This is a genomic window from Mesorhizobium sp. WSM4871, from assembly GCF_055811295.1.
Window position 1 is genome coordinate 173,296 of sequence record NZ_JBVVPU010000007.1, and the last position, 21,933, is coordinate 195,228.

Here is a 21,933-nt window from a genome sequence, read left to right on the forward strand (position 1 = left end):
ACAACAAGCAACGCCCGCGCAGAACGTGTCACCTGCGCCGTCCCAGCGCGCCAAGCAGTCCGGCGGTTGCAAAGCCCAGCAAGATCGACAGCAAGGTCAGCACGACAGCATAGGACAGCGCATTGGCGGATAGCCAGTTGGCGACGATCAGGCGATAGTTCCAGATTGAAAATGGTTGCGTTTCGACGAAATTGAAACGCGTGACTGGCACGGTGGCAACCTTGTCGTCGCTGGCGTCGACGGTTGTGATGTGTCCTTCCATCTGCCGCCAGGTACCCTGTTCCGTCAGCGAGCGGACACCATCCCGCAGAGCACCGACCGTCGGAGCGGTAACGAGCGTCCATGTGCCGGAACCCGCAGGGCTGGCTTCCTGCGCGACGACCAGGCTGGCGCTGCCTTGCGGCGTGAATTCGGCTGCCGGGCCTGGGAAGATCCGAAATGAATTCATGGATATGTTGAAGGTCCTTGTCAGCCAATCCTGAAGCGAGCCGATCTGGCCGCGCCACCCGCTGTCGCGTAGCCTTTCGCGCCATCGGTCGAATGTCGCCTCGGTATTCGGACGAATCGATGCGACGGTTTCCCCCCATGTCGAGGAGGCATCATTCGAAACGCCGACCTGCGCCAGCACTGCCGGGGGGACTTGCGAGATCGCGCTGATGAACAGAGCGTTCCTGTCCGCCACGGCGGTGGCCGCGGTCAGGGAGTCCACGGCGATGAGGCGTCCGGCTGCGACCGACATGCGCGCCAGGAGCGTGACCCCGGCGGAAACGCTCTCCGGTTGAGTACGGTCCATGATCAGCGGCAACGTGTATTCCGAACGGTTATAGGGGAAACCGGTGCCGCTGACACCTGCAAGATCGGGCGTCCTGGCCACTCGCGCGAAGTCGGGGACGGCGAACTCGGAGCTGTCGAAAATCACGAAGCGCTGGCCGCCTTGCGCCGTCGCGCCGGGCGCGCATATTGCGTCGGCCCGGGTCATGAGAACGGCTTCAAGCGCAATGACGTTGTCGCCCGGTCTGAAGTGTCGCATCGTGACCTTGATCGGCAGATGCCGCAGAATCTCACCGCCGGAGGTCGTGATCGGCACCGTGGCGGCAATATTGTCATTGACATAGACGTCGATGTGGCTCCCGGGCAGTACGTCCTGCGAGTAGGCCGCATCCAGCAGGATGGTCGCTTCGCCATAGGCGTTGGCATAGAAGTCGGAGGGAACCCCGACCGCAAAATCGGTGCGTACCCTTCGTCCCGAGAATTCCAGCGTGTTCATGCCAAGCTCGGAAAACTTCAATCGGCTGGCACTCGACAGCAATGGCACATCCGGCATCCGCCACGTCCGGGTCGACAGGCTCGTCCGCAGGCTGCCTGCAGGCCGGTCGACTTGCTTGGCAATATCGTCGATCGCCATATCGACTGCCTGCCAGGTTGGGCCGCTCACCACCAGGATGGAAGGACCAAGCCTGGGATCGTCGATCAATGTTGCCACCGGACCGGTTTCGGCGGCAGGGGGGACTGTCGCCAGCACATTGGAAAGCTCCGATGCTGGCCCCAGGACTATGGTCGCCATGCCGGGTTTGGCGGCCGACGATCCGGTCTCGCTGACGTCGAAGGACTGGTTCGGCATACTGGCCATCAGCGCCAGTGCCTCACCCAGGCGCACCGCCGGTGACGTCGAGATTGTTTGTCCCATTGACGGAACAATCAGGTTGAAGGTCGTTGCGCCACTTTCGTCCACGCCGATCGCGCGCAGATCGTCGACGCGCTTCCAACGTCCGGCGTCTGGACCATCGAATGAAAGAAAGGTCTTGGCTGTGTCGATCTGCGTCCACAGTTCGTAAGTCGATTCAATCGTGCAATCCGTACGGTGCCTCTGCTGCGCGGATATCGCAATATCGTTCATCCCGGCGTGCAGGAGGTTCGCCGGGATGTTCACCGAGATGTCGGAGGCATTCTCCGACGAGGCGATCGGCGCATCGACCAGCTCGCTGCCATTGATGGATATTTTCAGACGCGACGCCTCGGGGGCGATGACAACGGCATTTTGATAGACGAGATGCAGCTCCGCCTTCGCGGCAGCCTGTTCCGGCGTGAGAAAGAGTGACCAGGAGCGCTGCGAATACTCCCCCGAAAGCACCAGCTCGGTGAATGGCGCGATATAGCGCCGTGCCAGCGACGCGGCCGGCTGCGGCGTCGCCGCTGCAATCGGCGCGCTGTCATTTTGGGCTGGCGCCGCTCCTGTCGGTTGAGCAGGCGCGGGAACAGCCGGCTTTTCGGAGGACATGTCGAACGGGCTGGTTTGGGAGACTGCCGGCGATACCGCCAGCAGAAGCAATGCAACCGACGCGAAAACGGCTCTCATGGCCGCTTCTCCGCGAGTTGTCCGATGGGCTTTATGTTGTCCCGTCCGCGCAGGTCACGCCAGAAGTAAACCAGGCCGCGGTAGGTCTGGTAGATCGCCAGCCTCAGGAACCAGAACGTCCCCCGCAGCAACCCCGGATTGCCTCTGCGCGACAGCTGGAACTGTTCCCACTGCTTTGAGTTCGCGAAGATCAGGTCGGCGACAAGCCGATGATGAACGGCTTCGGTCGGCAGGTAGAGGCATCCGATGGCAATGCTGTCCGTTGTTCGCTCGAAGTTTCGTATCGACACCGGCAAGACGGCTTCAGTCCCGTCGGAGAACAATTTGAACCGAATTCCAGTCTTGGCATCGATCACGAGATCCTCGAGCTCGGCGCCGAAGACCAGCACGCGGGCGCCGTTTGCCGACACATTCTCGATTGTCCCCTGAAGCCATTTCCCGGCGACCTGGAAATCACAGCGACGGCTGACCTTGACGCGTCTGGTGGCCGCGCGCTCTCCCCGTTCGGAGACCACACCCAGCGCGCATCCGGCGATAATGAGGTTGAGCAGATTCCAGCCCCCGACGACCAGTGTGACGTCCGCTTTGTAAGGCTCGGTGTAAACCTTGTAGACCGTCATCGCCACGCCAGCGAGCAGGACACCGAAGATGGCGAAAAACGGCTTTCCGATTTCCGACAGCCGGCTCCTCGCTATCGATTCGTCCTTCGCGGTGACCTTGAATGTCGGCTTCCTCGGATTCAGGATCACGGAAATCACGGCGGGGAGCAGATGCACCGTCTGGACATATTCATAGAGTTCCGAGACCCATGGCCAGCGGAAGGCGCCGTAGAGATAGTTCTGCATCATCAAGTTCACTATCATGTAGGCGAGCGTGTAGGCCATGAACTCGCCGCCGGACGCGGTGAATATCTGCAGGTCGAAGAACAGGTAGAACAGCGGCGCGATCAGGAAGATCGTGCGCGGGAACGGGAACAGCCAGAACAGGGTTGACGACATGTAGCAAAGGCGCTGCGGAATTGAGAGGCCACGCTTGAGCGGCGGGAATCTGAATCGCAGTATCTGCATCATGCCCTGCGCCCAGCGGCTTCTTTGGCCGATGAAACTGGCGAAGGTTGCCGGCTGCAATCCGGCAATCAGCGGCTTGTCGACATAGACACTATGCCAGCCACGCGCGTGCAGCTCGACCGCGGTCTCGCAGTCTTCAGTGATGCTGACGCCGCTGAAGCCGCCGGTTTCCGCAAGAGCCGTACGGCGCAGCACCGCCGCCGATCCGCAAAAGAAAGCCGCATTCCACTTGTCGAGGCCACGCTGAATGATGCCGTAGAACATCTCGTTTTCGGACGGCATTTTTTCAAAGGTGCGAAGGTTTCGCTCAACTGGGTCTGGGTTGAGGAAGAAATGCGGTGTCTGGACGAGGAATAACTTTGGATCTTCATCAAAATAGCCGACCGTCTCCTTGAGAAAATCGCGTGCCGGCGCATGATCCGCATCGAACACGGCGATGAGCTCACCCGTCGACTTTGAGAGTCCATTATTGAGGTTGCCGGCCTTTGCATGTTCGTTGCGATCGCGCGTCAGGTAGTTCACGCCCATCTCGGCGCTCAACTTCTGCAATTGGGCATGGCGCCGCTCCGCATTGTTGGCGTCGCCGATTTTGTCCGAGTTCCGCTTCTGAACGGTTCCACCATCATCGAGCAGCCAGACATTGAATTTGTCGGCTGGATAATCCATGCCCTTGGCTGCGGCCATCGTGTTCGCCAGCAGGTCCGGATCTTCGTTGTAGGTGGGAATGAAGACGTCGACCGAGGGCATACGATCGCCGGAATTGGCGCGCGACGGTCGCGAGGGAAGCGGCAGCGCCACGACGAAAAGGCTGAGCGCCAGCATCAGCACGCTGTACATTTCCGCGAGATAGACCATCAAGCCGGGAATGAAGTTCTCCAGCTGGTTGACCGGCGGCAGCGTGCTTGTCGTGCGCCAGTACACATAGCGCATGACGATGGCTGTGCCGAAAGCAAGGGCAACCAGCCGCCAGATGCCATCCGGTCGCACGAGCTTCAGCACCATCATGGCGACGAGCACGCACATGCCGGCAACCAGTTGGGTTTCCAGACTGATGGGCAGCGTCACCAGTGTGAGCACGCACACCGATGCCAAGGCCCATTGAACGACGCTCAGGAACTTCCGCATTCATGCCTCTACATTCGGACGCTTGCCACCTGTCGGTCCAATCGCGTCCCGGTCCCCGGCTGCGCCCCTGCGTTCCCAGATTTTGCGGGATGCGCCACCACTCGCAGCGACCATGCATCCGAACACGTAATGGTTGATTTCGGCTTCATGGCCCATGCCCGTTCTCGGTATGGTTAGCGAATGGTAAACTGGCTTATTTGCAGCCGCCCGCGGCGTCAGCCACGCAAGGCGGCGGCGGCACGATCGGCACGGTGCCCTTCCCGACGGTATCCGCCGCGGAGACCGGAGGCGCTACGGACGAAGCCGGCATTTGGGAGTTGGCACTCTCCGCTTCCGGCGGCGGTGGCACGACAAGCCCCACGGGCGCTGGCTGCGAGGGAGCGGGAGGTGGCTCTACCGACGCCTGCCTCTGAGTGCGATACACCCGGCCATCTGACTGCCCTGGCTGCGCGGCGGGCGGCGGCCCGGTTACAGTCTCGAAACGCGAAATACCAACGGGGTAGATCGGCTGCCCTGCTTTGCCAAGGGATGCATCTGGCGCGGCGGGCTCGCCATACGGATTCCAATTGCGCGTCTTGAAGGACGAGGTGATCGTATAGCCATACATGACGTCGAGAAGTCTTTGCTCGGATGCATTCTGGTCGCACAGACGAAGACGAACCTGGATCGAGCCTTTGTTCCCCACCCAGGTTTGGGTCATGCCGGTCGAGCTTATGCGCTGCCAGCCGTAGAGACAGGTGTCACCCGATGCCGAGCGCCCCGCGGCATAGCCAAACGGCCCATATTTGTTCTGCACATAATAGGGCGAACGCAACATCCGGATGCCCGGCAGCAGCCGCCGCATCTCCGAGCCGACATCGCCGATCGGAAGGTATCCGTCGCGAAGCCGGGATTCCCCGGCGGCCGATGTATCGACCGGCCCAAACAACTGAACCCTCAACATGTTCTGGCCGGGCGTACGCGCCGATGTCGAAAGCAGAATGTCCTGCTGGGTGGCATTGGTGAATCGCCGCTCGATGATGGCGGTGATTGCAGGGCCGCCTGGCGCGGGAAACGCAAAAGCCGTTTCGGTCGAAACGAGGTTCGTTCCGGACGAATTCACAAGCGGCGGAGGCTGGGCGCAAGCGGCAAGCATCAGTACCAGGGCCAGGCCTGCAATCTTCAGGGCGAACGCCGCGCCAATTCTCCACAGGCAAGAGCCTCGAATTGAATCGAGACGCTCCCTCAAAACCGGGCAGACGTGGCGGCCCTCGGCGAAGTCCATGCATGCGACGCTATGAGATTCGCGCTGCTTGACGAAGGAATAATCCCGGCAAAAGAACCTTGCCCCCAAGAGAAGCCTGTAACCGAGTCAAATTTGCAACTCGCCCTGGTCAGAACTTCACCGTGAGGAAGCCTTTATATGATTGGTACTGGGAGCCGCGCTCCAGCAATCCCTCATAGGCAAGGCCCAGCGACATCGATCGAAACGCAAGGCGCAGATCGGCGCCGAGTACAGCGGCGTTTCGTTCAACGGGGACGCCGCCAATAAAGAATGGGCTCGCGCCGGCGAGCTGGTGCCACTCTCCGCTGCCACCAAGCGATGTGAAGCGCCAGCCGGCCATTGCCCCGAGCCGGACCAGCAGATCGCTGCTCCAGGGAAATTCGGCGCCCATGCGCAAACCGGTCGTGGTGATCAAGCCGTCCAGATGGGAGGCCTGGATGTCCAGCGCGGCGTCACCGCCGCTTTCGGACCAGCCATCCGCATCCCAACGCGCATAGGTCAGGTTGACGAACGGCGCAATTTCGGCCCGAGCAAGTTTGAATGGATAGTCGATTTCGCCGAACACCTGTCCGGAGCGCGCATTGTAGTTGCCTTTGACTTTGTCCCTGAACGCTCCAAAGGCGATGCTTCGTTCGGAGTTGATTTCATGCCAGGAATACAGCCCGCCAAACCGGCCCCGCAATCCCGACCCTGCCCATGCCGAATAGGCCCCGATGCTGAGCGTGTCGACATTGGCGTCCGACGCGCGTGCGCTGACGTCGAAATCGCTCTCGCCATAACCCGCCGCAAGGCCAACCAGCCAGTTTTCACTCAATTTAAGATCGCCACCCGTGAGAAAACCGGAGCGACTTATATAGCTGCTGGCGGCATTGCCGTCGGAGCCGCCCGCTATCTCGGTCAGATAGGGATCGAACCATAGCCGTGGCCGGGTCTGGGAACCATCTTCGGCAGCGGAATTTCTGGCCTGGGCGAGCATGATATCGCGCAGCGCGGCATCGCTTTCCAACAGGCTATTGGCGAGGCTCGGGTAGATCTCGCCCGAAAGCGCATCGAACGCCGAACGTGCCGCGGATGGACTTGCCGAAGCAACGACGGCATCGACGATCGCACCGTCCGGCAAGTCCGCGAGCGCACCCGCCACGGCTCGCTGGTTGGCGGTTTCGGCGACCGATGTGAAATCTGTATTGTTGCGCGACACGTCGAGGTCGACGGTCCCGCCCCCATAGTGCAGCGCCAGGTCGATGAACGGCATGTCGCTTTGAACGTCGGAAAAACTGCCGATCACCTGCGATGCCGAGAGGATCCTGAAGCTGGTCCCCTCGATGGTGAAGTCGCCGATCACAGAAACGACGAGGGAGCTTCCCTCAACCGTCGCCGTGCCGTTCACAGTCAGCAGACTTGCCCCAGCATTCGGATCCAGCGACAGGCTGTAGGTGGAACCGTGGCCGAGAACGAGATCGCCAGCGACCGACAGCGTGCCACCGTCGTTTTCCCGTGCCAGAGTGCCCGCCACCGTCGTCGCGCCCACGGTGCCGTTGCCGCTCAGGATGGCGCCGGCATCGACCTGCACTGCCGAAGCGGCGATGGAGCCCGAAACGCGCAGCTCGCCTTGCTCCACCTGGGTCGTCCCGGAATAGGCATTGACGCCGTCGAGTTCCATGGTGCCGGCGCCAGTCTTGGTAAGGCCGCCGGTCCCACTGGCCGTACCCTCGAAGACGGTGTCGGCATCGTTCCCGCCTGTCGTCAGCCGGGCGGTGGCGAGATCGACCGATCCTGTGCCGGAAAGCGAGCCGATCGCCTGGTCGAAGCCGGCGAGGTCAAGCAGCGCGCCGGCGCCGACGATGAAATCCGAGCTTGCCGAAAGAGCGCCCGCCGCGCCTGCCTGCAGGACGCCGCCGCGGACATCCGTTGCCCCGGTATAGGTATTAGGCCCCGAGAGCGTGAGCGTGCCGCCGCCTGTCTTGACCAGCGAACCGCCGGTGCCGCCCGACAATCCGCCGTCGACGATGGCGCCATCGACGGTCGTCGACAAATTGTTTCCTCCGACGACGAGGGCGACGCCACCGAGATAATACGTCCCCGGCCCCTGGATTGACCCGACTTCGATCTGTCCATCGGAAACCCCGGAAAAATCGACCGTTCCGCCCAGGTTCGTCTCCAGCGCGGCGGTGCCGCCCGAGCTCAGCTCGCGAAAAACCGTCCGGCCGGCTGGCCCAGTCACGATGGTGGCAGCGCCCGCCGATGCGTTGCCGGAGAAATCCACCAACCCGCCATTGTTGACGGAGGCATTGGCCAGCGTGGCTGAACCTGAGAGCGCCACTATGCCGCTTGCGTTGTTGACGATCTCCGCGGTGCCGGCCGAACTGGCGCCGGCAAAGTCGAGCTGTCCGCTATTGGCCATGAAAGCCGTCCCGGCAGAGGCATTGCCGGAGAAGGTAACCTCACCGGACTGATTGTTGATGATGCTCGCCGAACCGGCGGTGGCATCGTCCGTGAAGGTGACGCCGCCATTGTTGGTGATTGCCGCGGTGGCGGCCGAACTGTTGCCGGAAAAATTTGTCGCGGCACCCTCATTGTTGGTGATCAGGCTCTGGCCCGCGCTTGAACCTCCTTCAAAATTCAAGCCGCCATTGTTGGTGATCTGGGCGGTGCCGGCAGTGGCATTTCCCGAAAACGAAACGGTCGCACCGGCATTGCTGACGATGTTTGCCTGTTCGGCGCTGGCGTTGCCCTGGAAGGCGATCGCGCCATTGTTGGCGATCGCGGCGTTGCCGCCACCGGCATCATCGTCGAAGGAAATCTTGCCGCCTTCATTGTTCGTGATGTTCGATCCCGCCGCCGTGGATTGGCCGGTGAATTCGATCAGGCTGTCGGCATTGTTGGTCATGAACGCACTCCCCGCCGTCGACTGGTCGGAAAAATGCGCGCTACCGCCTGAATTGTTTACGATGGTCGCCTGAGCCGCGGTGCTCTGGTCGAGGAATTCCACCCTGTCGTTCTCGTTGTTGGTGATCGCCGCGTCGCCGGCCGATTCGGTTCCCTGATAGGTCGTGACACTACCGCTCGAGGTCAATTCAGGGGCCACGTCATCGGCGGTAATTGCGAAAGGCGCGTTGGCATCACCGGCCGAGGATTTCGGGTTCACATCCGAAGATCGAATCTGGAATGGCTGCGGCACGTGCTCCTGTGCCCCTGAACTCACAGGCTGGAGCAGGAAAACGGCAGCGAAGGGACAAATAGCCATTACAACGGTCGATCTGGCACACATTTCACCCGATTTTGCCGGTCTGAACAGGCGGGTCATTGGACGTGAAATGGATAGCAGCAGCGAATCATTGTGGAGATGACAATTATTCGAATAGATCCAGCTGTCCAGTCGGCCAAAGTAACTCGAAGATTCTCATCGCCGCACCACAGCAAGATGCCAGCCGTTGCGGTTACTCTCGAGAAAAGCTCCCGCCAAGCATCCGTTCCAGCCTGAGCCTGAGAGCCTGAGAGTGAATCGGGAAGCGCAGAGCACGTTTGGTGTCGAACATTGGCAGCGCTTCATCGTCAGGTAGGTCCTCAGGAATTGCCGTCCTGCGCCGCGCAAAGGTGGCAGCGATCGCCCAGGACAACCTGTCGTCGTCAAAGGTGAAGGACCGGCTGAGAATCCAGATGTCATAGAAATCCTTCATTCGGCTGTTCGCCGGCCCCAGCGCCACCATCGCCTGGAATTTCTCGGCAATGACGGTTTCGCCCGCGTAGCCACGTAGCCGGGGCATGGGGAAGTCAAGCGTAAGGATAGTCCAGCTTTTTCGGTGCCAGGTTCCACCGCATCGCCAAAGCCGATGTTGATCGTCAAACTTATGCGGGCGCCGCCGATCGAGGCCGTCGTCCGCAGCCTGAGCCCACCATGTTCCGGCTCCTCGCGAATGCGGTCGACGCGTAGTGCGTCAGCGTCGAACTCGACGCCATCGCCGGTATCCTATGCCAAGATTTCCTGAAACGTCGCCAGCATCGGCTCCGGGCTCGGGTCGCCGAAGCCGAGCAGATCTAGGTCGCGCGTACCGCATGCGGGTCGTCGAACCAGCTCATCATCAACATCGCGCCCTTCAGCACGAAGCGGTCGGCGTGGCGTGACCAACTGCGCCGAAAGAGCAGCCGCTCGGGGGCGAAGCGCGTCAGAACCAGATCGAAGCTCTGACCGCTTGCTTTCGCGAACTGCAGCAAGCGTGCGCGCACCGAGGCGCCAATGTTCTTGATCTCCTTAGCCATTGGCAGTCAGCGCCTCGAGATACGGTCGGATGACGGTGGCGACATCGCCACGCTCGGCCTGTTTGGCAATCTCACCTGACGTGGCCTTACGTTGACGAAGCGCCTCCCTGGGGCCCTCGATCGCAACCGACAGACCGATCTTGTTCCGATATCGGAAGCAATCGGCAATCGTCTTGGCGACGCCGAAGACCTTACAGGCACGCCCTCGATGGAGTGGGTTTCGACCCCCTCCCCGAGCAGGCGGTCAGTGAAACGCTCGAGCCGTATCGGCGTACCGTCAGCCTTGGAGGCCCAATCTTTCTGCCTGGTCCTCCTGGTCGCGTACGCCAGGCGACGACGTGGCTCGATCAAATTTACGTCCTTCCAAAACCGGCGTAAGTCATATTTTGTATTGGCACGCCCGAAGAGCTTCGCACTCCTGCGTCCCAGATTCGTAATTCAATATGTTCTGATTTATCTTAGTTATATTGAGGCGGAAAAAGGCCTCGAGTGCATCCGAGAATTGGTCCACTGCCCCGCTCATCCAACCTGACGGACGTGGACCGCAAGCGCGATGATCCTGATATAGAGCGTGAAGAGAGATGCCGACCACCTAATGTGGAAAAAGCAGCGCTATGACTGTCGCCAGCGTGATGATGCTGAAAAGGGTGCATCAAGCAACTGATCAATGCCTGACCGGTCTGTCGGGGTCGCCTTCTGTTCTGCTGTAACTGCCATGATTACAATCCGTAGTACCGGAACGACAGCTGGCCGGCCAAGTTCGCGGATGTCGCCCAAAGTTCGACCAGACGCTCGAAGAGGCGGCGGCTGGAGCGGTACTTGTGACCCTGCCTGGTTGCGATGGGTGAGCGTCTTTCGAGAGCACCATCGCGAACGTCACGGCGCGAGCGACTCCGACACCAAGACGCAGGACAAGGTGGCGGCGCGGGGTAACGCTAAAAAGCGCCCACCCGCGCCGCTCATTTGTTCCCTACAGCCCGTCGAACCAGGTCTTCCACTGCGGCATGGCGGTGGCATAGGTACCGCGGTGCGAGGTCTGTCCGGTCGACACGGCTTCGACTTGCGGGTTGCCGTTACCGATAGCGCGCTGATAGGTCATCGCCAGTTGCCCCAAGCCAACGGCGATCGCCTCGTCCGCCTCGCCATAATAATTGCGCACCGGCGTCTTGATGACCCATCGATAGGCCGCGGTCTGCGCGACGAGCTTGCCATAGGCCGACTCGGCGAAGAACTGCGCGTTGAAATAATCCGGCTTGATCAGCTTATGCAGATCGGTCGGCACATCGCTGACATTAAAGGGTTCGCGCAGGTAAGCTTTGCGCGCGACATCGTAGTACGCATCCGCGATCAGCGAGCGCGCCAACCCCGGCACGCCATAATAATTCTCGAACGCAAACGACGACAGGATGAACAGCGAGTTCACCCAGTCAGCGTCGTTCTTGCGCGGGAAGCTGAGGAAACCATTGAGGGCGACCGACACGTCGACCGGCGCGCTCGCCGTCGCCGCGGCATCGACCTTTACGCCGGCGGCTTCCAATTTTTCCAGAAACGCCATCGCGACGAAACCGCCCTGCGACCAACCGCTGACGAACAGCTTGCTGCTTGAGAGTTTCAGATCAGCGAGTACGGCGCGGCTCGCCAGCAGCATGTCGTAGCTCGCCTGCTGGTGGCTCGCCTTCACCATGTAGCCTTCCAGCTCCTTCGAAGAGCCCATGCCGAAATAGTCGGCGCCGATGACGATGTAGCCCTGCCCTGCGAACTGAGCGAGCATCAGCTGCGTCTCCGGCGACTGATCCGGAAACGACGGCACCTGCGTCTTCTCGTAAACCGTGCCGTGCTGATACGACACCATCGGGAACGATGTGCCGGCGATATCGGGAACGGCGACCAGTCCGGTCGCGACGATCGGCTTGTTGCCGCGCTCCGGCACCACCGACGAATAGGTCACGCGGTATAGCTTCACCGCGTTCTTGGCTGCGGTATATTTCACCGTTACGCCGAAGAATTTCGGCGTGTCGTCGGTGAGTACCTTGTTAAGCTTGTCGGCATCCCAGCGGCCGATGAATTCGTATTGTACGTCTGAGGCGATGTTGATGGGGGCCTTGTCCTGCGCCATCGCAGGCAGGGTGCTAACTAAACCCAGCGCCAGAACGGCAACAGCCAAGGCGCGCAGCATCATCGACATCGGCATTCTCCGAAAATTAATCCGCGGCAATGACGTAACTGCCTAGCACTTAACTTTCGCTGAAATTATGCGGACAAAGGCGCGCTTCAGATGCGGGATAGACCGAATCCCGTGTGTCCTGGCACGATAGTTCTGCCACCGCCCGCCAAAGGCGTCGGCACTGCCCGCGCCATGCGGATATGGTTTCATGGTGGATCAGGTTCGACGGTGGCTCGGCTAAGACATCAGGCGACGATCGACGCTATAGTTAGCCGCGCACCCCTCTCCCCTCTCGGATAACGTGTTGAATTGGTCCGCACCTATCGTGAGTGATCAAGAGGCACACCCGCCTGCTATCAGCTACTATCGGCCGCCAATAACTCCCAAAGATATCCCACCGCACTCAAACCTATTCCCCGGAACTATCCCCTCACTCCCACTCAATCGTTTTATCCCAGCTAGATGATTGATTTAGCTGGATTTTTTCTTGTTTTCAGCACAAAAAACCGACAACAAGACCGTCAAATAATTACGCTGTTGATTTTAAAGGGAAAATCGCCTCGAAAAATATTTCGAGGTTTCGCTATCTATCGATGACAATCGGGCGTTTTTGCAACTCTATGGTGTTTGGCGGTGCGCGTATGCCGTCTCGAAAAGTACCGTTAACGTTCCAATTGTGGACACTGTAAGGCGGATAACTCGCCTGCCAGGCGACGTTGCGGCTAATGAGAGCCAGGGACGATCTTGCCACCAAGCGTCGGCAGCTACCTGTCGGGCTGACCGAGTTTAACGATCGGTCATGTGTGAGGCTGATCTCTACAAACCTAAAGAGAAGGTGAGAACATGAATGAAAGCTCCAGCTCGAGGCTGCAAATTCTGTCGAATGCGGGACGGAAAAAGGCTTTCGTGGCTGGAATGCCTCCTTTTGCAGTGCCCACTCTGAATGTCAGGCACTGGGTTCATCGAAGGTGAGCAAACATAAACTTTGGCACCTGACGGCGAGTACTGGCCTTTTTTTCGACTCCCAAACTCTTCCATTTTTCCAGGCGTCTTTTCGAACGTGTTAAAGGCCGACGCGACAGAGAAATGCAACCTACCGACGTGGAACCATCAAAAGTGCCCGCCGTTATCTCGTTCTCGAAATTGCGGTTGGGGATCAGAGTGGACAGCGACGATGCGTCAGCGATTGCTTCTGGGGTCGACGGTCTCGATTACATTCTTCGCGGCGGCTACGCCAAAAACCGATCCCATCTCATCGAGGGAAAACCAGGTTCCGGAAAGACCACCCTTGGCCTACAGTTCTTGATCGAGGGAGCCAAGAACGGAGAGACGTGCCTTTACATCACGCTGTCAGAAAGCAAGCGTGAGCTGCTGTCGGTTGCCGACCGTCACGGCTGGGACCTGCAGGGCGTACAAATTCTTGAGCTTGTGCCTCCAGAACTCAGCCTCGATCCGGCACAGCTTCAGACATTGGTTCATTCCTCCGAACTGGAACTCGGCGAAACCGTGCAGTCTGCCCTGGCTGAGATCGATCGCATCAAACCCGACCGAGTGGTGTTCGATTCACTTTCGGAAATCCGGCTTTTGTCGCAAGGGTCGCTGCGCTACCGGCGTCAAGTGTTGGCTCTGAAGAGCTTCTTTATGCTCAACAATGTGACGGTGCTCATGCTCGACGACCTGACAGCCGAACAGGACGATCTCAATTTGCATTCGATCAGTCACGGCGTCATCCGGATGGAGCAGCTGTCGCCCATCTATGGCGGCGAGCGCCGGCGGCTGCGTGTGATCAAGATGCGCGGCGTGCAGATTCGGGGTGGCTTTCACGATTTCATCATTCGGCCAGGCGGCGTTATCGCCTTTCCGCGGCTGGTTGCCGCCGAGCATGAGATGGCCGAGCATGGCCCCTCGGCCATGAGCAACAACCAGATCGACACACTGCTCGGCGGCGGTCTGGAACGCGGTACCAGCACTCTGCTGATGGGGCCGTCCGGCGTTGGCAAGTCCACCATTGCCTGCACCTATTGCTATGCCGCACTCACGCGCGGCGAGCGTGTGCTGGTGCTCTTGTTTGACGAAACAAAGCGCATTTTCCTGGCGCGCGCTGCGGGGCTTGGTATGGATCTGGAACCATTTGCCTATAATGGCATGCTGATGCTTGAACCGGTCAATCCGGCTGAGCTTTCGCCGGGCGAATTGTCTTCGCGCATCCAAGCGGCGGTGGAAGGTTCCAATGCCCGGATCGTCGTAATCGACAGTCTGACCGGCTACCTCAATGCAATGTCGGAAGAACAGCATCTCGTGCTTCAGATGCACGAGATCCTCACCTATCTCAACCAGAAGGCTGCTGTTACGATCCTGCTCCTAGCCAATCACGGGCTGTATGGTCAAATGGCAGCACCGGTGGATATGACGTATCTCTGCGATTCCATCATGTTGCTACGTTTCTTCGAAAACGCAGGTCGGTTGAGACGCGCCATTTCGGTTGTCAAAAAACGCGTCGGCCCGCACGAAGAGACAATTCGCGAGTTTAAAATCGGCGTTACCGGCGTGACGGTGGGCGAGCCATTGGAACAGTTCCGTGGCATCCTGATGGGATCACCAGAATTTGAGGGCAAGCAGGGCGATCTTCTCAAAGACAAGGCTTCGTGATGGCCTCGAGTCCCGCAGTCCTCGTGCTCGCGCCTCTCGGCCGTGACGCGAAGATCGCGGCTTCCATACTAGCGACGAACCACATTGCCTCGCGTGTTTGCGACAGCCTGGACCAGACTCTGCCCCTTCTGGACGAGGCACAGTGTCTTGTTGTGGCCGAGGAAGCATTGATTAGTTCGGATAGAAAGCGATTCGCAGCATGGCTTGAGAACCAACCGGCATGGTCAGATTTTCCGATTGTACTTCTGACCATGCGTGGTACGGAATTCGACAAGCGGTTGGCCTTCCTAGACCGCTATTTGATCGTGCTTGAACGGCCATTCCTGGCTTCGAGCCTTGCCAATTCTGTGCGCTCTGCTCTGCGTGCCCGCGCCCGCCAGCGCGAGGTCCAGTCCTACATCAAACAGAAGCAGGAGGTAGCCGACCGGCAGAAATTGCTCATCCGAGAGCTGCATCATCGCGTCAAGAACACGCTGGCCAACGTTCGCGCGATGATGGGCGCGACGGCTAAGTCGAGCGGCAACGTCCAGGATTTCATTCGTGATTTTTCAGCCCGGATCGTTTCGCTGGCCGACACGCATTCGATGCTAACCGACGATTACTGGCAGACAGCATCCTTATACAGACTGCTTGAAAGCGAGCTTAGCCACTACGAAACGCACGACAGGCCGCGCATAGTGTTGGAAGGACCGAACGTGGCGCTTGTCGCTGACATCGCGATCCCGGTCGGGATGGCCTTCCATGAACTGGCATCCAATTCGTCGAAATTCGGTGCGCTGTCCCTGCCTCAAGGTCGCCTGGATGTCCGCTGGTCAGTCAGCGCGTTCGGCGACGCGCAGATCGTCAACCTTGACTGGCGGGAACGGGATGGGCCAAAGGTCGAGCAGCCCAAGCGGCGCGGTTTTGGGACCACTTTGCTAGAAAAGGTTGTGGCGGTGCAGTGTGACGCTAAGGTAGAATTGAAATACCATCGTAACGGCTTGCAGTTCACCATGGCCCTGCCGCTGCGTGACACGCGTCTCGTGCCCGCCTACTGATCACAGCACGACAAAATGCCTCTCTAGCTTTCTCAGGCGTTATACAATCGGCATCACGAAGGTAAAGCAGGTTTCATTCGCGTGAGAGACGGCGTCAATACGCCCGCCATGGGCCTTGGCAATCTCGCTGGCGGTGTAAAAGCCCGAGGCCCAAACCCTGTTGGCTGGCTTTCCCTTCGCCCCGATAAAACGGCTGGAACAAAGTGTCCATCGCTGCAGGCGAGATCGGTGGGCCGCTGTTGGCGACACTGGCCATGAGTTGGCCGTCTCGCGTCGCTACGGCGATGCGAACAGGTTCAAGCGGGTCGCCGTGGGTTATGGCATTGCCGAGAAGATTGGAGAAAAGCTGCGCGATTCGCGCGTGGTCGACAGCGACGGGAACGTCAATTTCCAAGTGCATCTGTAGCACCCGCTCCGGCACAACGGCGCGAATTTCGCCAATCACTTGCTGCAGTGTGGGCTCCAGCGGTTTGCTGACGTCAAGCTGGACAGCCATTCCGCCACCCAACCGGCCGCGCGCGAAATCCAGCAGGTTGTTGATCAGACCGCTCATCCGCAAGGTACTCCCCTGGATGAGCCGCGCAACCGTGGCGATGCGTTCGCCGGGCTGCTCTCGCAACACCAGCCTGACGCCGGCGTCGATCGCCGCCAGGGGATTGCGCAAATCGTGTCCAAGTACGGCAATGAACTGCTCCCGCAATTCTCCCTGTTCGCGCTCAGCGACCCATCTTTCAGTCAAGTCACGATTCCTTGCGTCTGCGGCCGGCCGCGCGTCAGCGAGTTCCCTCTCATAGCGCCGCCGCTCGGCGGCGGATAGGTTACGCCTTCGACGTCCCGCCCCAGTCGCGGAAGAGGTTTGCGCCGCGCTTTTTGCTCAGTTGAGCCTTTGACTTTATCGGAACCTCCCGGACTGACACCCGTTTCACTTTCTCTGAAACACTGGAGGTCACGGACCATGGATTGGAACCGCGTCGAAGGAAACTGGAAGCAGGTCAAAGGCAAGGTCAAGGAACAGTGGGGTAAGCTCACTGACGACGATCTGGACCGGATCGCGGGAAAGCGCGACCAGCTTGAAGGCAAGATCCAGGAGCGTTACGGTATCGAGAAGGACCGCGTCCGAAAGGATGTCGACGATTGGTATGGTCAGCAGGGCTGGTAGTGATCGCCTTTGATCAAAGGTATTAGGGCGCTGTCACACAAGGCAGCGCCTTTTTTGTTGTAGCCACAGCAGAGCCGACGTCTGCGCCTTGGGTTCAGTGGCGGCCTCGTTGCCGTGACCGCTCCGTGATTGTAATGTGACGCAGCGGCAAGACCTCCGCATACGGCTGACGGTGCCACAAACCAATCAGACTGGACGGCGCTACGCTTTCCCTCCGCGACCTCCCTATCGGTCGAGAATAGAGCGAACCTTCTCCGCCAATTCGTCGAGGGTGTAGGGCTTCCCTAGAAGCTCTGTCCCAATGTCCAGAGTTCCGTTGTGGACAATGGCGTTGCGTGTGTAGCCGGTGGTATAGAGAATTTTGAGGTCAGGAATTATCGCTTTGACCTTGTCCACCAGTTCACGTCCCGACATCTCCGGCATCACAACATCCGTAAACAGGAGCGACGGCACGTGCCCGCTTTGGACGTGGTCCAGCGCCTCTCCCGGACCACGCATCTCCAGAACCGAATAGCCCAGCTCGCGCAGCGCCTCGGCCGCCATGAGACGGACGCTTTCCTCGTCCTCGACAATCATGATGACTTCTTCCGCGCGGCCCGGATACTCCTCTGTCGGTCTCGAGACAGTTTCCTCTGCTACCCCGTCATACGAGCGCGGCAGGTAAATTTTCAAAGTAGTTCCGTGGCCTGGTTCTGAGTAGATTTTGACGCTACCGCCTGACTGCCGCACGAAGCCATAGACTTGGCTGAGTCCCAGGCCTGTTCCCTTGCCAACGCGCTTGGTGGTGAAAAACGGATCGAATGCTTTGGCCCTGACATCCTCCGACATTCCGGTCCCGGTGTCGGTGACGGCGATAAGCACATACTGGCCGGCGGCGATCGCGTTTTCTCTCGCATATCGATCGTCGATGTAAGCGTTGGAGGTCTCGATGGTCAACTTTCCGCCCGCAGGCATCGCATCACGGGCATTGACCGACAAGTTGAGAAGAGCGTTTTCAAGCTGCGCAGAATCGACCTTCACCTGCCACAGGCCCGCGGCGAGCACAGTCTCAACTTCAATGGTTTCGCCAAGCGTCCGGCTCAGCAGTTCGCTCATGCCGCCAACCAAACGGTTTGGATTGAGGCGTTTCGGCGCTAACGGTTGCTGGCGTGCAAAAGCCAGAAGCCGCTTGGTAAGTTCCGCCGCACGTTGCGCGCCCTCTATCGCCCCCTCAACAAAACTCTGGACGTTCGTATCACCCTTTCTGAGCTTGCGTTGTACAAGGTTAAGGCCACCGATGATAACCGCAAGCATGTTGTTGAAGTCGTGCGCTATCCCACCGGTGAGTTGGCCGACAGCTTCCATCTTCTGTGCCTGCCGAAGATGCTCTTCAGCTCTGGCACGCTCGGCAACAGCCTCAAGCACGCGTTGCTCGAGCGTGGCGTTGAGGGCCTGTAGCGCCCTAAACAATCGGGAATTGTCTATTGCCGTTGCGGCATGTCCTGCAAGTCCGAGTAGCGCGGACTCGTGCTCGGCTCCGAAAACGCCGGTTTCGGCATGCCCGAAGAATAATCCGCCAAGCACTTCGCCTGAGCGCGATGCGACAGGCACCGCCAGATAAGAACGTACTGGAAGATGACCCTTCGGCATTCCCTTGTTTGGTGAGTTGCTGCCATAGCGGGGGTCTTGCAGGATATCGTCGGAGCGAACCACGCCGGTTCCAAGAAATGTTGGAGCGAAAACGGCCGTGTTGCGCGGCATGGGGTAGTTCTCGAAGGCCGAGCGGGACGCGCCTGACAAGGCGTAGAGCGTGTAGCTGCCGCCCTGATCGTCGATCACATTATAGAAGAATGCCCCAAATTGCGCTCCCGACAATTCCACGCCGGCGTCCGTGACTGTCTGTACGATCCGTTCCAGATCGAGCTCCGCCGCAACCGCGGCTCCTGTCGCGTTCATGATCTGGAGATGGCGCTGCGCCCGCTTTCGCGAGGTTATGTCGAACACTGTGCCGATGAAGCGGACCGCTCTTCCGTCTTCAAAGAATGCGTCGCCCGTGGCTGCGATCCACCGCTCTTTTCCGTCGCGCAGGCCGATGGTGCGATACTCGATGTCATACCGCGAAGTTGCTCCGCACGTGAGCGCTCGCCGCACCGCCTCGTCCGCCCGATCTCGGTCTTCGGGATGCAAGCCCGCCAGAAATGCGTCCTCATAGGTGACCTCGGCGTCGGGTGGTAGCCCGAACAGGGCCTTGCACCTGTCGTCCCAGCGGAGATCCCTCCTCACGGGGTCATAGTCCCATGTGCCGATGGCGGCCGCGTCTGTCGCCAGCCGCAGACGCTCCTCACTGGCCCTGGCCCCCTGCTCGGAGCGAACCCGCTCTATGTGGGCCCAGCAGCGCTCAGTCACCTCAGTCAGCAAGGCCAGTTCACGTTGCGACCACAAACGCGGCTGCTTGTCGTGAATTGCCATCAGCGCGGTCAGCCGACCCTGCTTGACCAGCGGCATGCAGATAGTTGCCGCGATGCCGATATTTTGGAAAGTCTTTGCTTCCTCGGGCGGCAGTTCCGCGAGATTGTCGTTGACTACAAGCGGCCGGCCGGCGCTGAGGTTGGCGACAGCGAGGCGCCCAAAATCCGCCAGGCTGTAGTAGCCGACAATACTGGGCGAACCCGGAGCACTCCAGTCGCCGCGAATGGTGAAATGGTCCTGATCCGGCTCCATGTCTGCGTAGGCGCAGATGGAGACACGAAGGTGTTCTCCGATCAGCCGGGTTGTGACTTGCATGACGGCGTCGGCGCTGGTCGCATCAGCGGTTTCCTTGCCGAGCTTATCGAGAAAGGTCAGACGCTCGGCACTTTCGCGCAGCGCTCGCTCGGCGCGCAGGCGCTCGGTCGCCGTACGCATACGGTTGGCAACTTCCGAAATCAGGTTGATTTCGTCGGGTGTCCATTGTCTAGCCTTGGCGTGATTCAAATAAAGCAGCGCAACCAGGCCGCCATGCTCAGTCACCGGCATATTGATGACCGATTGGGCGCTGATAGCTTTCAGCGCGTCAGCATGAGCCTTCGTCCGAGGATCCTTTTCAGCGTCGTCGAAAACGACAGTCTCGCCCCGCTTCAGATCTTCGATGTACGAGCCGTAATCCCGAAAATGAAGTATCCCCGCCAAGCTCTTTATGCCCGGCGCGTTCCAATCTCGTTCGATGGTGATCGTCTCCCGCTCGAGATCGATCGTTCCGTAGCCGGCTCGACTGACATTGAGTTGCCGGCCTAGCAACTGCGCTGCCGCGTATGCCAGTTCTCCAGGATCGTCGATTTCTCGAATGCGATCGCCCAGCGCCGCTAACACCTCCGAGCGGTGCAGGCTAGTTTCCAGCTCGTGGTCGACGGTGGCCCCCATAATAGCCCCAGTTGATGCAACGCCATTAATGCGGTCTGGCGGCACAAGGTTCCATCGTGAGTTGCTGATAGTCTGTCTGGAGCCGACGACTAGATGGACCCTTCAGGCGGTTACTGCAGATCAGCAGTTTTTGGAACTTTGGAGGGCTCCGGATCGAAGCAAAACGGAGAGCGTCATCCCGCAACTGAAGGCATGCAACCGGCTTTTCTAGACAGAGCTGTAGAAGCGACGCCACAAAACGCTGGCGGTATCGAACCGACGCCGCAAATGGCGACACAGCCAAAGCTGACCAATCAAACTCGCGCGGTTGATTGCGGTCAACGCTAGTGGACTTGGACCTGTTCGTCTCCACCTTTCTGGAACCATCTGCGGTCGAACCGGTTGAGGCTGGTGACGGCGGAGCATGAGCTTCCCTCAAAAAAAATGCTGGGGGGCCCCATTGCGACGTGCCCTTCCAGACGAATCTGGAGACACGACGAACGGCAAGGAAGACGCCAGTGGTTTCAGCGGTAATATCCCAGCAAGAATAGGAACCTTGGCACCACCGCGACGTTTGGCTGTCTCACAGGAGCCACGATATGCACGACAATCACGAATTCGAAGGACAGTTCTGGAAGTCAATCCGTTCAGATATGACGGCCATGGTCGGGGTTCCGGGCGTAGATCCCCGGCCCATGACAGCGCAGTTCGACGGTGATCGGAAGGTCATTTACTTCTTCACCGCAAAAGATACCGAACTTGCAGAGAACGCCGCCTCAAGCCCCACATCGGCAACCCTTGTTTACGCGGCGAAAGGCCATGACCTTTTCGCGACCGTCCATGGCACACTACAGACTGACAATGACCGCGCCACGATTGATCGACTGTGGAATCGCTTCGTCGCGGCCTGGTTTGAGCAAGGGAAGGACGATCCTAAGCTCTGCTTGCTGCGGTTCGATCCGGCTGAGGCGGAAATCTGGAAAGACGCTTCCAGCGTCGTTGCCGGTATAAAGATGTTTCTCGGCATGGGGGATCCCAAGGAAGACTTCAAAGACAGCGTGGCAAAGGTTAGCCTGGCGTAGCGGACACCCGATTGCATCCCATTCGATACGCGCAATCGATCCGGGCCTTTTTAAGCGCCCGAAGGCCATCATCAGCCGCTCAAGTTGAAGATTCGCGACGTTCATGGACGGCTCTTTTCGCGGTTCCGCTTTGCCTGTGCTGGAAGGTTCTGACCATCTGACTGGTGCGTCTTGTCATCTACGTCGTTGACGGGGCGCGTCAGTCCGGCCCCGCTCCTGGGCTTCTTGTTGCCAGCTGCGTCCTGGGAAAACGCATCTGAAGGATCGGCACCCGTCTTGGCTGGATATTTTGTTGCTCCGGTTTCGCGATGATTTTCATTGCCAGGCATTTTCGATTCTCCAGTGGGATGATCGATAACAGCCCGGCAAGCTGCGAGTTCCGCATCACATGGAACATTCCTTACCGCCGGTCGTTG

The 21,933-nt window shown here is 59.4% G+C and carries 14 protein-coding genes and 1 pseudogene; 4 read left to right on the forward strand and 11 right to left on the reverse strand.

Going from position 1 to position 21,933, the window contains the following annotated elements; all coding sequences use genetic code 11:
• Positions 1-28: 28 nt before the first annotated feature.
• From AC0L2H_RS16335 to AC0L2H_RS16370, 8 genes and pseudogenes are all read right to left on the reverse strand, one after another.
• On the reverse strand, positions 29-2,356 hold the full coding sequence (locus tag AC0L2H_RS16335; protein ID WP_473591188.1) for a cellulose biosynthesis cyclic di-GMP-binding regulatory protein BcsB: 2,328 nt from the start codon (positions 2,354-2,356) through the stop codon (positions 29-31).
• Positions 2,353-4,548 carry a UDP-forming cellulose synthase catalytic subunit gene (gene bcsA, locus AC0L2H_RS16340; protein WP_473591189.1) on the reverse strand — a complete coding sequence of 732 codons (2,196 nt, stop codon included), beginning with the start codon at positions 4,546-4,548 and terminating at the stop codon, positions 2,353-2,355. The genes AC0L2H_RS16335 and bcsA overlap by 4 nt, the downstream gene beginning before the upstream one ends.
• A gap of 193 nt (positions 4,549-4,741) precedes the next feature.
• Positions 4,742-5,812, reverse strand: a complete 1,071-nt coding sequence (gene bcsN, locus AC0L2H_RS16345; RefSeq protein WP_473591190.1) for a cellulose biosynthesis protein BcsN — start codon at positions 5,810-5,812, stop codon at positions 4,742-4,744.
• 109 nt (positions 5,813-5,921) lie between these two features.
• Positions 5,922-8,957 (reverse strand): autotransporter outer membrane beta-barrel domain-containing protein, encoded by a 3,036-nt coding sequence (locus AC0L2H_RS16350; RefSeq protein ID WP_473591191.1) that lies wholly within the window; start codon positions 8,955-8,957, stop codon positions 5,922-5,924.
• Positions 8,958-9,249: 292 nt separating this feature from the next.
• Entirely contained in the window at positions 9,250-9,576 is a 327-nt protein-coding gene (locus AC0L2H_RS16355; protein ID WP_473591192.1) for a nucleotidyl transferase AbiEii/AbiGii toxin family protein, read from the reverse strand.
• Between the two features lie 271 nt (positions 9,577-9,847).
• On the reverse strand, positions 9,848-10,069 hold the full coding sequence (locus tag AC0L2H_RS16360) for a hypothetical protein (RefSeq protein WP_473591193.1): 222 nt from the start codon (positions 10,067-10,069) through the stop codon (positions 9,848-9,850).
• Positions 10,062-10,372: pseudogene (locus tag AC0L2H_RS16365) on the reverse strand (type IV toxin-antitoxin system AbiEi family antitoxin domain-containing protein); the annotation flags it as partial. The pseudogene AC0L2H_RS16365 and the gene AC0L2H_RS16360, both read right to left, overlap by 8 nt.
• Positions 10,373-11,039: 667 nt before the next feature.
• A complete protein-coding gene (locus AC0L2H_RS16370) occupies positions 11,040-12,254 on the reverse strand; it encodes an alpha/beta hydrolase family protein (RefSeq protein ID WP_473591194.1) in 1,215 nt (404 codons plus the stop codon).
• Between the two features lie 1,140 nt (positions 12,255-13,394).
• Here AC0L2H_RS16370 and AC0L2H_RS16375 point away from each other — a divergent pair.
• Together AC0L2H_RS16375 and AC0L2H_RS16380 are read left to right on the forward strand one after the other, a co-directional pair.
• Positions 13,395-14,882, forward strand: a complete 1,488-nt coding sequence (locus AC0L2H_RS16375; RefSeq protein WP_473591195.1) for an ATPase domain-containing protein — start codon at positions 13,395-13,397, stop codon at positions 14,880-14,882.
• The gene (locus AC0L2H_RS16380; protein ID WP_473591196.1) at positions 14,882-15,919 is read left to right on the forward strand and encodes a sensor histidine kinase; all 1,038 of its coding nucleotides are present in this window, start codon (positions 14,882-14,884) and stop codon (positions 15,917-15,919) included. Before AC0L2H_RS16375 ends, AC0L2H_RS16380 begins: the two co-directional genes overlap by 1 nt.
• 94 nt (positions 15,920-16,013) lie before the next feature.
• On the opposite strand, the gene AC0L2H_RS16385 is transcribed toward AC0L2H_RS16380, so the two are convergent.
• A complete protein-coding gene (locus tag AC0L2H_RS16385) occupies positions 16,014-16,658 on the reverse strand; it encodes a sensor histidine kinase (protein WP_473591197.1) in 645 nt (214 codons plus the stop codon).
• A gap of 216 nt (positions 16,659-16,874) precedes the next feature.
• Between AC0L2H_RS16385 and AC0L2H_RS16390 the strand changes: the two genes are divergently transcribed.
• Positions 16,875-17,078, forward strand: coding sequence for a CsbD family protein (locus tag AC0L2H_RS16390; protein ID WP_006337269.1), 204 nt, complete (start codon positions 16,875-16,877; stop codon positions 17,076-17,078).
• Between the two features lie 225 nt (positions 17,079-17,303).
• Here AC0L2H_RS16390 and AC0L2H_RS16395 read toward each other — a convergent pair whose 3' ends face one another.
• Positions 17,304-20,456, reverse strand: a complete 3,153-nt coding sequence (locus AC0L2H_RS16395) for a GAF domain-containing protein (protein ID WP_473591198.1) — start codon at positions 20,454-20,456, stop codon at positions 17,304-17,306.
• Positions 20,457-21,034: 578 nt separating this feature from the next.
• Here AC0L2H_RS16395 and AC0L2H_RS16400 point away from each other — a divergent pair.
• A complete protein-coding gene (locus AC0L2H_RS16400; RefSeq protein ID WP_473591199.1) occupies positions 21,035-21,517 on the forward strand; it encodes a pyridoxamine 5'-phosphate oxidase family protein in 483 nt (160 codons plus the stop codon).
• 101 nt (positions 21,518-21,618) lie between these two features.
• On the opposite strand, the gene AC0L2H_RS16405 is transcribed toward AC0L2H_RS16400, so the two are convergent.
• Positions 21,619-21,846: a hypothetical protein gene (locus tag AC0L2H_RS16405; RefSeq protein WP_473591200.1), complete on the reverse strand. Its 228-nt coding sequence runs from the start codon at positions 21,844-21,846 to the stop codon at positions 21,619-21,621.
• Positions 21,847-21,933: the final 87 nt, after the last annotated feature.